This window comes from Bradyrhizobium sp. 132, from assembly GCF_023074185.1.
GTDB lineage: Bacteria > Pseudomonadota > Alphaproteobacteria > Rhizobiales > Xanthobacteraceae > Bradyrhizobium.
Genome location: NZ_JADPKY010000077.1, coordinates 41,959 through 54,487 on the forward strand (window position 1 = coordinate 41,959; position 12,529 = coordinate 54,487).

General features: G+C 64.1%; 10 protein-coding genes. 3 read left to right on the forward strand and 7 right to left on the reverse strand.

Annotated elements, in window-relative coordinates; translation table 11 throughout:
- Positions 1-107 precede the first annotated feature (107 nt).
- The gene (locus IVA74_RS12550) at positions 108-1,772 is read right to left on the reverse strand and encodes an L-lactate permease (RefSeq protein WP_247343650.1); all 1,665 of its coding nucleotides are present in this window, start codon (positions 1,770-1,772) and stop codon (positions 108-110) included.
- Positions 1,773-2,088: 316 nt separating this feature from the next.
- Between IVA74_RS12550 and IVA74_RS12555 the strand changes: the two genes are divergently transcribed.
- Positions 2,089-3,852, forward strand: coding sequence for an ABC transporter ATP-binding protein/permease (locus IVA74_RS12555; protein ID WP_247343652.1), 1,764 nt, complete (start codon positions 2,089-2,091; stop codon positions 3,850-3,852).
- Between the two features lie 264 nt (positions 3,853-4,116).
- Here the strand turns inward: IVA74_RS12555 and IVA74_RS12560 are convergent, their stop codons facing one another.
- From IVA74_RS12560 to IVA74_RS12580, 5 genes are all read right to left on the reverse strand, one after another.
- Positions 4,117-5,121: a TorF family putative porin gene (locus tag IVA74_RS12560; RefSeq protein WP_247343657.1), complete on the reverse strand. Its 1,005-nt coding sequence runs from the start codon at positions 5,119-5,121 to the stop codon at positions 4,117-4,119.
- A 403-nt stretch (positions 5,122-5,524) separates the two neighbouring features.
- Complete coding sequence (locus IVA74_RS12565; RefSeq protein WP_247343660.1) at positions 5,525-5,896, reverse strand: histone; 372 nt, start codon at positions 5,894-5,896, stop codon at positions 5,525-5,527.
- Between the two features lie 85 nt (positions 5,897-5,981).
- On the reverse strand, positions 5,982-7,304 hold the full coding sequence (glcF, locus tag IVA74_RS12570; protein WP_247343663.1) for a glycolate oxidase subunit GlcF: 1,323 nt from the start codon (positions 7,302-7,304) through the stop codon (positions 5,982-5,984).
- Positions 7,301-8,539: an FAD-binding protein gene (locus IVA74_RS12575; protein WP_247343666.1), complete on the reverse strand. Its 1,239-nt coding sequence runs from the start codon at positions 8,537-8,539 to the stop codon at positions 7,301-7,303. Before IVA74_RS12575 ends, glcF begins: the two co-directional genes overlap by 4 nt.
- Positions 8,540-8,601: 62 nt before the next feature.
- Complete coding sequence (locus tag IVA74_RS12580) at positions 8,602-10,095, reverse strand: FAD-linked oxidase C-terminal domain-containing protein (protein WP_247343668.1); 1,494 nt, start codon at positions 10,093-10,095, stop codon at positions 8,602-8,604.
- 273 nt (positions 10,096-10,368) lie between these two features.
- Between IVA74_RS12580 and cycA the strand changes: the two genes are divergently transcribed.
- On the forward strand, positions 10,369-10,764 hold the full coding sequence (gene cycA, locus IVA74_RS12585; RefSeq protein WP_247343671.1) for a cytochrome c-550 CycA: 396 nt from the start codon (positions 10,369-10,371) through the stop codon (positions 10,762-10,764).
- Positions 10,765-10,882: 118 nt separating this feature from the next.
- On the opposite strand, the gene IVA74_RS12590 is transcribed toward cycA, so the two are convergent.
- Positions 10,883-11,839 carry an alpha/beta hydrolase gene (locus tag IVA74_RS12590; RefSeq protein ID WP_247343674.1) on the reverse strand — a complete coding sequence of 319 codons (957 nt, stop codon included), beginning with the start codon at positions 11,837-11,839 and terminating at the stop codon, positions 10,883-10,885.
- A gap of 327 nt (positions 11,840-12,166) precedes the next feature.
- On the opposite strand from IVA74_RS12590, the gene IVA74_RS12595 reads away from it, so the two are divergent.
- Positions 12,167-12,349, forward strand: a complete 183-nt coding sequence (locus IVA74_RS12595; protein ID WP_247343677.1) for a hypothetical protein — start codon at positions 12,167-12,169, stop codon at positions 12,347-12,349.
- Positions 12,350-12,529: the final 180 nt, after the last annotated feature.

A 12,529-nucleotide genomic window follows, 5' to 3' on the forward strand; every position in this document is an offset into this window, starting at 1 on the left:
GCCGATCTTCTATAAGACGGCAGCTGCAATGAGAAGCTTCGCCCGCATGCAAAAATCCCCGCGGAGAGATCTCCGCGGGGATTTGCATCGACGCCGGGCGTGACCTGCTACTTCAGCACCATCGCCGTGAACGGCCAGACATAGGCCTGCAACGTCACGAACACGCCGACCAACGAGGCCAGCACGATCGAGTGCCAGAACACGAAGCGCAGGATCGTGCCTTCGTGGCCGTACCAATTCGTCGCAGTGGACGCGACCACGATCGACTGGGCGTCGATCATCTTGCCCATCACGCCGCCGGACGAGTTCGCCGCGGCCATCAGGATCGGCGACAGGCCAAGCTGCTCGGAGGTGATCTTCTGAAGATTTCCGAACAGAACGTTGGAAGCGGTATCCGATCCCGTCAGCGCCACGCCCAACCAGCCGAGCAGCGTGCCGAAGAAGGGATAGAGCACGCCGGTTGCAGCAAAGGCGAGGCCGAGCGTCGCATCCACGCCGGAGAGCCGCGTCAGCGTGCCGATCGCGAGCATCGCCGAGATCGTGATCAGCGAGATCGCGCACAGCCGGATGGTGCGGCCGTATTCCGTCAAGAGCCGGCCAGGACCGACGCCCATCAGGAAGCCTGAGATGATCGCCGCGATCAGCATGCCCGTGCCGGTGAAGGACAGGTAGGTGAAGCCGAACACCGCACTCTCTTTCGTCGGCCCCGGTGCGACCGGCGGCATCTTGTTGATCATCTGATGCAGCTCGGGAACGGGGTAGTTCCAGGTGAAGATCGAGTTCGCCCAGGTCTTGAAGGCACCGTTGCCCCAGATCAGCATCACGATACAGACGATGATCCAAGGCAGCAGCGCGCTGAACATCTCGCTCTGGGTGAGCGGCGTCTTGTCGAGGGGTTTTGCGGCCGCCATGGTGGAGGTCGATTCATCACGGCTGCGCAGCGCCGGCGACAGCCAGAGCTGCCTGGGCTGCCACACCTTCAGGAACAGGATCAGCGCGCCCATCGAGATCAGCGACGCGCCGATGTCGACGATCCAGGGGTTGACGAAGTTCGAGATCACGAATTGCGGGACTGCGAACGACACGCCGGTGACGAGAACCGCCGGCCACACGTCCTTCATGCCCCTCCAGCCCGCGAACGCCCACACCACCCAGAACGGCACGATCAGTGAGAAGATCGGCAACTGCCGTCCGACCATCGCGCCGAGGATGTAGGGATCGAGCCCGGTGACCGAAGCGAGGCCCTGGATCGGCGTGCCCAGCGCGCCAAAGGCGACCGGTGCTGTGTTGGCGATCAGCGACAGGCCGGAGGCCGCGAGCGGCGAGAAGCCGAGGCCGATCAGCACGGCACCGGTGATCGCGACCGGGGTACCGAAGCCCGAAGCACCCTCGAAGAAGGCGCCGAACGAGAACGCGATCAGCAGCAATTGCAGCCGCCGATCCTCGGTGACCCCGCCGACCGCGCGCTTGAGCAATTCGAAGCGTCCGGTGGTCACCGTCACCCGGTAAAGGAAGATGACGTTGAGAACGATCCAGCCGATCGGAAAGAAACCGGTGACGATGCCCAGCACCGAAGCGCGGATCGACATGTTGGCCGGCATGGTGAAGACGAAGATCGCGATCAGATTGGCCACGATCACGGCGATGATCGCCGCAATATGAGCCTGGACGCGCCCGCTCGCGATCAGGACCAATAGTGTGACGACAGGGACTGCCGCCGCGATCGTCGACAGCACAGGGCTGTGCAACGGGTCATAGACTTGATTCCACATGGTCTTCCTCCCCCACGCATGTGTGCGGCAGGCGGCCCGCGTGGACAGCCGATCCTGCTCGACGCTGAAGCGATAACCCCCGAGTTGGACGCGAATTCCTCACGAATGCAGCGGTTCCCCTCCCGCTCACAAGCCCGCGAAATCCCGAAGCACCCCACCCCGCGCCGTTGAGGCCCATGCTAGGGTTGCAAGCTGCGACAAGCCAACGCAAATTGCAGAACCTGCGACTTTAGTCTAAGCGCGCCCATTTCCGCCGTCGCGCCCCAAATCTTTGGCCCCGGGCAGTTGTGCACATCCCCTCAGGAGACCCAGCTCTGTGAAGAACATCCGCGCCACGCTCGCGATCGTCTGGCGAATCGCCGCCCCTTATTTCCGATCGGAGGACAAATGGGCCGGCCGCGGCCTGCTCGCCGCTGTCATCGCGATGGAGCTGGCGCTGGTCGCGATCGACGTCCTGGTAAACCAATGGCAGAACCGGTTCTACAGTGCGCTCCAGAATAGCGACTGGGATGCCTTCGTCACGCAGATCTGGATCTTCGTCGGCCTCGCCTCCGCCTTCATCGCGCTGGCGGTCTACAAGCTGTACCTGAACCAGTGGCTCCAGATCCGCTGGCGGCAATGGCTGACCCGGCACTATCTGGGCGAATGGCTGCAAGGCGCCACCCATTACCGCATGCAGCTCAAGGGCGATGCAGCCGACAACCCGGACCAGCGCATCACCGAGGACGTCAAGAACTTCGTCGAGCAGACCCTGACCATCGGGCTCGGCCTACTCTCGTCGATCGTGACGCTGTTCTCCTTCGTGATCATCCTCTGGGGCCTGTCCAACGCTGCGCCGCTGCACCTGTTCGGCGCCGACCTCGTGATCCCCGGCTATCTGTGCTGGGGCGCGCTGGTTTACGCGATCTTCGGCACCGCGCTGACGCACTGGATCGGGGCGCCGCTGGTCAATCTCAATTTCGAACAGCAGCGCTATGAGGCCGACTTCCGCTTCAACCTCGTCCGCGTCCGCGAGAACTCCGAGCAGATCGCGCTGCTCAAGGGTGAAGGCGCCGAGCGCGGCCGCCTGCTGGAGCGCTTCGGCTTCGTGATCGGCAATTGGTACGCCATCATGAGCCGGACCAAGCGCCTCACCGCGTTCACCGCGAGCTATCAGCAGGCCGCCGTGATCTTTCCCTACGTGCTGGTGGCGCCGGCCTTTTTCGCCAAGAAGATTCAGCTTGGCGACATGATGCAGACCGCCTCCGCCTTCTCAAGCGTGCAGGGCGCACTGTCGTTCTTCGTCACGGCGTACCGGTCGCTGGCGGAATGGCGCTCGATCGTCGCGCGCCTCGACGGCTTCGAGATGTCGGTCGATGCGGCCGCGAACCTGCCGCCGCACGAGCCGGCGATTGCCATCGAGCCCGCCGGCGTCAATCGCACTATCGCACTCGAACAGCTCTGCGTGAACCTGCCGAGCGGCACGCCGCTGGTCGCCGCCGACGCCTTCTCCATCCAGACGCCGGAGCGCGTGCTGGTGACCGGACCGTCAGGCTCCGGCAAGTCGACGCTGTTCCGGGCCATCGCCGGCATCTGGCCGTTCGGCACAGGCACCATCTTCGTCCCGGAAAAGGCGAAGCTGATGATGCTCCCCCAGCGCCCGTATTTCCCGGTCGGCGTGCTGCGCGACGCCGTGGTCTATCCGGCCGCGCCGGGCGCATTCGAAACCGCACGCGTCAGGGACACGCTGATCGCGGTCGGGCTGCCCGACCTCGCCGAGCGACTCGAGGAGGAAGGCCACTGGAATCGGATGCTGTCGCTGGGCGAGCAGCAGCGCCTCGGGCTCGCCCGCGCGCTGCTGCACGCGCCGGACTACCTGTTCCTGGACGAGGCCACGGCCTCGCTGGACGAACCGTCCGAGGCCCGGCTGTACCGGCTGCTGACGGAGAAGCTGCCACAGGCTACCCTCGTCTCCATCGGCCACCGCTCGACGCTCGACGCCTTCCATACCCGCAAGGTGACGATGGTGAAGCACGGCGCGATCCACGTTCTCGGTGACAGTGGCGTGCCGGTCGAGAAGGAGCCGAGCGCGGCGCGCTGAGGCGCAACGGCGATGGCCCGCGGGCTATCGCTTTCAAAGGACCGATGGGCGGCTTCCGTGCGGCCCATCCTTCGAGACGCCCGCCTCTGGCGGGCCCTCAGGATGAGGTCCTGCCCCGCGGCGAAATCCCAACCCTCATGGTGAGGAGCGCCGCCTTACGGCGCGTCTCGAACCATGAAGGCCACGCCCTTTCGCAGACCCCAACCCAAAGCAAAGGGCGGCAGGTTGCCCTGCCGCCCTTATCTAGTCGCTTCGGGAAGAAGCTTACTTCAGGTTGCTCATCGCCGTCAGGTCGAACGACAGCTTGGCAATGCCGGCCGCGCCGCACCAGTTGGAGCCGGCGCCGCCCGGATTGATCGCGGTGACGTTGGTGGTGCCGGTGGCGTTGAAGGCGCTGGTGAAGGCGTTGCAGTCACCCTTGTTCAGGTCGGTGTCGGAGTAACGCAAGTCCAGCGTGAACACCTTGTAGGTGAAGCCGATGCCGATATTCCAGGTGTTGTAGTCCTTGTAGGGGATACCGTTGGCGAAAACGGTGCCGACACCGGTGCCGTAGAAGGCGTCCGAGGTACCGAACCACTGCCGGCCGAATTCACCCGACACGTACATGCCCATACCGGAGGCGCCGAAGGCTGTGCTGGGCGCCGTGTACTTGGCGGTCAACGAAGCGTAGTTGCCCCAGGCACCCGAGTTCAGGAAGTTCGGCGAGTAATACTCGGTCGCGCCGACCGTGAAGCTGTCGTTGATGGTGTAGTTCACCTTGCCGTAGACTTCGAGGAAGCTGACGTCCTTCTTCATGACGTTGCCGTCGGCGAGGAAGATCGTGGTCGTGCTGACAGCGCAGACGTTGCCGCCGGGAATGCCGCCAGTGAGGAAGTTGTCGGCGCAGCTGCCGCCCGGATACAGGTAGCCCCAGATACCGATGTCGAAGGCGAAGGCGCCGAAGGTCGGGCGGATACCGCCGTAGATGTCGACTTCAGCAGCAGCGCGATTGGCGAAGGAGATGCTCTCGGCGGACACGCCGACGTAGAGCTGGAGGTCCTTGTTGACGTTGTAGCGCGGCTCGAAATAGGCCGCGACTGACGGCTTGTGGTTCGACTGCGTGACGCCGCGGAAGATGTAGTCGCTCATGATGGCGCCGCCGAAGGCGATATCCCAGGGGTCAAACGCAACCACCGGCGGGGCCTTCTTGGCCTTCACCGCCATGTCTGCCGCGAAAGCCGAACCCGTCACCATTGCCAGCGCCGTTGCCAACAAAGCCACTTTTTTCATTTCGATCCCCATCACCAGTTCTAAGACCCTAGTCGGATCCCGGAAGCCCCCCGGAACGCACGACCTGATTGCAAATTTCGTAACCGCGGCAATTTGGATGGGGTGACGTGAACCGTGAAGCAAATATCGCAGGCATCTGCTGACTTTTTGGGCGTTCTGACGATTCCACGAAAGGTTGTCAGCCTGTGTGTCTTCCCGATCACATCATTTGCATTGCAAAGCGCACAGACATGCCCGGGTTAGTACGGGACCCGCGGTACCGTGCTGTCCGCGCGACGAATCAGGCTGCTCCCGGACAAGACAATCTCCGCGCGCCGTCGCGCCGATGCAAAAAGGCCGCAGCATCACCGCTGCGGCCTTCCTGTTGTCGATCATGGTCGTCGGATTGGATCCAGCCTTTGGCCTAACCTTGTCCCTCGGCCGGCGTCGCTTCCGCAGAAGACGAAGGCATCGCCCAGCTTGTCTCGGCGGCAGGCTCGGGAGCCGGAGTTGCTGGCGCTGACGGCTTCGGCGCGGGAGCTGCCTTCGCCTTCTTCGGTGCCGCTTTCTTGGCAGCCTTCTTGGCGGCCTTCTTAGGTGCAGCCGGCTGAGCTGCCTTCTTGGCCGACTTCTTTGCGGCCTTCTTCGACGCGGCCTTCTTCGCTGATTTCTTGGTGGCTTTCTTGGCAGACTTCTTCGCGGACTTCTTGGCTGCCTTCTTTGCGGTCTTCTTCGCCGCTACAGCCTTCCTGGCCTTTTTGGCCTTCTTGCTTTTCTTCTTCTTCGCTTTCGCCATCGTGGTCCTCCTGTTGCCGCCGAACAATGGTCGATCGGGCGTCTTCAGCCGTCACCTCCGGACGAAAGCTCAGGCCTTTGAAAGCTCAAACTTGCGCGTTCAATGCCGGCCGCGATCCGCCCGTAGCCCAATCGAGAAGCTCAATCGTGTGTACGACCGGAACTGACGTGCCACTGGCAATCTGCACCATGCAGCCGATATTGCCTGTGGCAATCATGTCCGGCTTGACGCTCGCGATGTTGGCGACCTTGCGATCGCGCAACCGGCCCGCAAGCTCGGGCTGGAGAATGTTGTAGGTCCCCGCCGAACCGCAACACAAATGGCTCTCCGGCACATCTTTCACCACGAATCCATTCTTGGAAAGCAATTCTTTCGGAAGGCCCGTGATTTTCTGCCCGTGCTGCAACGAACACGCTGAGTGATAGGCGACGACGATGTTGTCTTGTCGCGCGGTGGCCGCGAGTCCGAGGCCGGCGACGTATTCGGTGATGTCCTTGGCGAGTGCGGAGACCTTCGCCGCGTCGGCGGCAAACGCAGCGTCCTCTCGCAGAAGATAGCCGTAATCCTTGATCACGGTGCCGCAGCCGGACGCCGTCACCAGGATGGCGTCGAGCCCCTCGCCGGCCGCTTCCGTAAGCCACGCCGCGATATTGGCGCGAGCCCGGGCCAGTGCGTCCTGGTCGTTACCAAGGTGATGGGTCAGCGCGCCGCAGCACTGCTCGTCCCTGACAAGGACGACCTCGATGCCGTGGCGCGTGAGGAGATTGATGGCGGCCTGGTTGATGCGCGGCGCCAGCACTTGCTGGGCGCAGCCCTGGAGCAGCGCGACCCGGCCACGCTTCTTGCCGAGCGCTGCGAACACACTGCCGGCGGCGGGTCCCGGCGGCGGCAGCCGGTTCGGCGCCAGTGCCAGCATCGCCTTGAGGCGTTGGATCAGGCCGGGCGTGGCCGATGGCCGGGGCGTCGGCAGGAGCACGGCCAGCGGGCGGGCCAGCCGCGCCAGCACCATGCTCACGCGGAAACGCCGCGGGTCGGGCAGGACGAAGGCCAGCAACCGGCGCAGCAGCCGCTCCGTCAGCGGCCGCTCATAACGCTGCTCGATCCTGACCCGGGCCTGGTCGACAAGGTGCATGTAATTGACCCCCGAGGGGCAGGTCGTCATGCAGGACAGGCACGACAGGCAGCGATCGACATGCTTGACCACTTCAGCCGTCGGCGTCAGGTCCTTCTCCAGCATCTCCTTGATCAGATAGATGCGGCCGCGCGGGCTATCGAGCTCGTCGCCAAGCAGCACATAGGTCGGACAGGTCGCGGTGCAGAAGCCGCAATGGACGCAGGCGCGCAGGATCTTGTCGGCTTCCGCGATGTCGGGGTCGGCGAGCTGCGCGAGTGAGAATTCGGTCTTCATGCCGTAGCGCCCCGCGTCAGCCGGCCCCGGTTGAGGATGGTCTTCGGATCGAAACTCGCGCGGACTCGTTCGCTCAACGCGACGATGCCAACGGCTTGCGGATGGAACACGTCGACACCGCGCCTGATGTCCTCAGCCGCCCGGATCAGCGTGGCGTGCCCGCCGACCGCATTCGTACGTTCGCGCACGGCCGGGGCGTGGGCGTCCGACTTCGGTGGCAACGCCGCCCAGATCAGTCCGCCGCCCCAATCGTAGATCACGTCGCCGCCGGTCTCGCGCGCCAGCAGCGTCCCCAGAGCTGCGCCCGACGCCGGCGGACAGACGATCCGCCAGACCGGCCAGGCCCCCAGCGCGCCACTGGCAGCGAACGGCAGGACGTCGCGGATCGCGGCCCATAGCGCCGCGGACGCGACGTCCTCGACCAGCGTCGCGGTTCCGAACGGGGCCAGCAATTCGCGCAGCGAGCCAGCTCGGTGGGCGGCGGAGGCAGTAATGCCTTCGAGCCGCAGCACGGTCAGCGCCTCGCCCTGGCCCGCGATATCGCCGAGACCTTCGGTCCTGGTCCGGAACGCCGATTTTGGCAGGTGCGCGGCACCGGAAACGTCAAAGGGCGAGCCGAGCGCCGCGGTCATCGCCTTGTTGGCGGCGGCATCGTCGAGCCCGCGCTGCAGCAGCGTCCGCTCGGCCTCCGGCTTCGGCATCACCTTCAGCGTGACCTCGGTCATGACCGACAGCGTGCCCCAGGAACCGGCGAGAAGCTTGCAGAGGTCGTAGCCGGTGACGTTCTTCACCACCTTGCCGCCGGTCTTGAAGCTGTCGCCGAAACCGGAGACGGCATGCGCCCCGAGCAGATGGTCGCGCGCCCCGCCCGCCCTGATCCGGCGCGGACCGGCCAGGCCAGCCGCGATCATGCCACCAATGGTGCCGAGCGCGGGCGTGCCGAGCAGCGGCGCCGTGTTCATCGGCTCGAAGGCGAATTGCTGGTTCTTGGCATCGATCAGCGACAGCACGTCGGCCAGCGGCGCCCCGGCCTGGAGCGTGACAATGAGTTCGTTGGGTTCGTAGGCGGTGATGGCATTCAGCGCGGAGACGTCGAGCACGGCGTTGGTCGCCATCGCATGACCGATGCTGCGCTTGCTGCCATGACCGATGATCTCGAGCGGCTGCTCATTGGCAATCGCCGCGCGCACCACCTCTTCGACGTCTTTGGCGTCTCTAACCCTGAGCGTATCCACGAGTGAGCCGGTATCCAAGTTTGCAGCGGAAATCAAATTTGGCGCGTTGCTGCGGGGCGACGCTAGAACCGCGGGATGTCCGGAAACGCCAGCTTGCCGGCGTGGACATGCATGCGGCCGAGCTCGGCGCAGCGGTGCAGGGTCGGAAACACCTTTCCGGGATTGAGCAGGCCCTGCGCGTCGAAGGCGCATTTCAGGCGCTGCTGCTGGTTGAGGTCGATCTCGCTGAACATCTCCGGCATCAGATCGCGCTTCTCGATGCCGACGCCGTGCTCGCCGGTGAGCACGCCGCCGAACTCGACGCAGGCGCGCAGGATGTCGGCGCCGAAGGCTTCGGCGCGCTCGATCTCGCCGGGCTTGTTGGCGTCATAGAGGATCAGCGGATGCAGATTGCCGTCGCCGGCATGGAACACATTGGCGCAACCGAGCTGATATTTTTCCGATAGCTCGCGGATGCGCGCCAGCGCCTTCGGCAGCGCACCGCGCGGGATGGTGCCGTCCATGCAGAGATAGTCGGGGGAGATGCGGCCGACGGCGGGGAACGCAGCTTTCCGGCCGGCCCAGAACAGATTGCGCTCGGCCTCCGAGGTCGAGATCTGGCAGGTGGTCGAGCCGCAAGCATTCGCAATCGTCTCGACGCGCGTGATCAGCTCGTCGACCTCGATCCTGGGACCGTCGAGCTCGATGATGAGGAGCGCCTCGACATCGAGCGGATAGCCGGCATGGACGAAGGCCTCCGCGGCGTGGATCGCAGGCTTGTCCATCATCTCCATGCCGCCGGGAATGATGCCCGCGCCGATGATGCGCGCCACGCATTCGCCGGCCGCCTCGACTTGCGCGAAGCCGACCATCAGCGCGCGCGCCGTCTCCGGCTTTTGCAGGATGCGCACCGTGATCTCGGTGATGACCCCGAGCAGCCCTTCCGAGCCGGTGATGACGCCCATCAGGTCATAGCCGGTGTTCTCCGCCGACTTGCCGCCGATGCGCAGGATCTCGCCGCTCATCAGCACGATCTCGCAGCCGAGCACGTTGTTGGTGGTCATGCCGTATTTCAGGCAGTGCACGCCGCCGGAATTCTCCGCGACATTGCCGCCGATCGAGCAGGCGATCTGCGAGGACGGATCCGGCGCGTAGTAGAACCCGGCATGGGCGACGGCCTGGCTGATCGCGAGGTTGGTGACGCCGGGTTCGGTGACGACGGCGCGGTTGTCGAAATCGATCTCGCGGATGCGCTTGAACTTGCCGAGACCCAGGAGCACGCCGTCTTCCAGCGGCAGCGCGCCGCCGGACAGTGAGGTGCCGGAACCGCGCGGCACCACCTTGATGCCCCGCCCTGCACAATATTTCAGGACGAGCGAAACCTGCTCGGTCGTGTCGGGCAGCACCACGACCATCGGCGGCTGCCGATAAGCCGTCAGCCCGTCGGATTCATAGGCCCGCATCTCGGCGGCGCTGTCGATCACGCCTTCGCCTGGGACGATTGCGCGCAATGCAGCCACGATCTCAGCGCGGCGCGCGAGCACGGCCTGGTCGCTCGCAGGCATCATGATGGCCATATCACATCCTTCATGGCGTATCCTTCCGGCTGACGCCGCATGATCGATTTGTCGCGACAAATCAACCACGTCCGCGGTGGTTTGGGTAGGCCATCCGAAAGTCGGATCGACGATCTTGCGCGAGTTCGCTCTGGGACAAGTAGGAAATCGTGAAACCTGTCATGGTTTAGCGGCTTGTCCAAGCCGGGCAGGCCTGCCAAAACCGGCAGGTCCGACGATTGCCGATCAGGCAAGTAACTAACCAGACCCCAGGGAAGAGACGAAGAGCACCCGATGACAAAACTGATTTTTGGCGCACTGACCATCCTCACCGCGATTGCCACCGCACCTGCCGCGATGGCGCAGGATGCCGCGGCCGGCAAGTCGTCGTTCAACAAATGCCTGGCCTGCCACGCGATCGGCGAAGGCGCCAAGAACAAGGTCGGCCCCGAACTCAACGGCCTCGACGGCCGCAAGTCCGGTACCGCGCCGGACTACAATTACTCCGACGCGAACAAGAATTCGGGCATTACCTGGAACGAGGCCCAGTTCAAGGAATACATCAAGGACCCCAAGGCCAAGATCCCAGGTACCAAGATGGCGTTCGCCGGCATCAAGAACCAGACCGAGATCAACAATCTCTGGACCTATGTGTCGCAGTTCGACAAGGACGGGAAGATCAAGCAGTAAGCGCGCGAACGACGGTCGCTGGAGCTTCGGTTCTGATTGAATCAGAACCGAAGCTCCACCGTCTTGTTTTGACGCGTTTTCTTCACGCGAACCGGTATCCACTTCGCTCGAAAACGCTCTAATCGGCGACCGCCGGCGCCGGGACGATTTTTCCGATCATCGTCTCAATCTCGGTCTTCACGAGATCCGGCACCGCGTTCTGCACCATGTGGCCAAGATCAGGCAGCACGATCAGCTTTGCATTCTGGACAGTCGCGGCGAACGGGCGCGCGTGGATGTTGGTCTTCACCGTCTTGTCAGGTTCGCCGGCGATGATCGTGACCGGCGCCGATATCTCGCCGTAGCGGGCGACTTGCGCGGCGACCGCTTCCTTCAGCGTCACCAGATCATAGGCATTGGCGATGAACTCGCGCGGGCGCAGCAGCAGTGGCGTCGCGGAGTCATGCACGAAACCATCCGGCATCGTCTGTGGCAGGAAGACGCCGCGCGCGCCGGCCTCGGCAACGAAATAGCCCAGCGGCAGCGTGACGGTGTAGGCCAGCAGCGGGCCGATCACCGGCGTTGCGATGATCTCGTTGTAGCGGCCGACGCCGCCGCGCCAGGGATGTGTGACGGGCGCGAGCATCACGAGGCCCGCAACGCGGACGGCATGATCGAGGGCCAACCGCGCGCCGAGCGCGCCGCTCCAGGAATGCACCACGAAGACCGCGCGAGCGATCCCGAGCTTGCCGAGCGCCTCATCGATCATCCGCGCCTGGACCTCCGGCGTCGAATCCTGCCGCCGCGCGCGGGTGCTCCAGCCATGGCCGGGACGGTCGATCAGGATGACGCGATGGTTCTTGGCGAGGAGATCGCCGAGCGGCCGCCGCATCGCTTCCAGGTTGGAGCTCGCGCCGTGCAGCATCACGATCGGCATGTTGAAATCGCGCGGGCCGATATCGACGGCGTGAAGCACAGCGCCATCGACCTCGATCATCCGGCCTTGCGGTGGAAAGGCGCGTTGCACGGCGAGGACGCCGGCCTGCGTAACCAGCGCCAGCAGGACCAGCGCGGTCACGACTGACATCACGATCATGGAGAGAATCCGGGCGATCCAGGACACAGGGCAGTTACGGGGCTTGGCGGCGGCAGTTTCGCGCAGGGAGACCCGGCGCTCCACTTGAAATGCCGGGGCTGTGGATATGTGCATAATTCCAGCGGGAAAAACGCAACGAAATCAATGCTACTCCCCGCAGCGCGCAAGCTTCGAAACAGCTTCATGCACTCATCATCGCGGCTTCCATATAATCGCCACGGTCGGTTCCGCCATCTAGACGCGGGTGGGCGCCGATCCTGCTCGCAACCCCAAGGGGGTGCGGGAAAGACCGGCTGGATTTGTCCTGATTTGAACCGGAGAATTTCGATGAGCTTGAGATCCAAAGACACTCCGATCGACGAGATCGTGGCAAGCTGCAACGGCGACCTGCGCGGTGCCGTGCGCGCGCTGCTGCTGATCAACGAGCACCTCGAGACGGAGCTTGCAAAGGCCTACGCCGCAGCGGTCGATCACGGCCTTGCCGAGCGCGAAGGCAGCGTTTTGCACTAGGTCGCTGTCGACCTAGGGTCTGTTGGGATTCAGGATTCTCATCGGGGCTTGGTTGTGATTCAAGCTTGGGATGGACCGATACGTTTTGACTGACGCCCAATGGGCGAAGATGGAGCCGCATTGTCTTGGCAAGCCGGGAGATCCGGGCCGCAGCGGCAAGGACAACCGACTGTTTGTCGA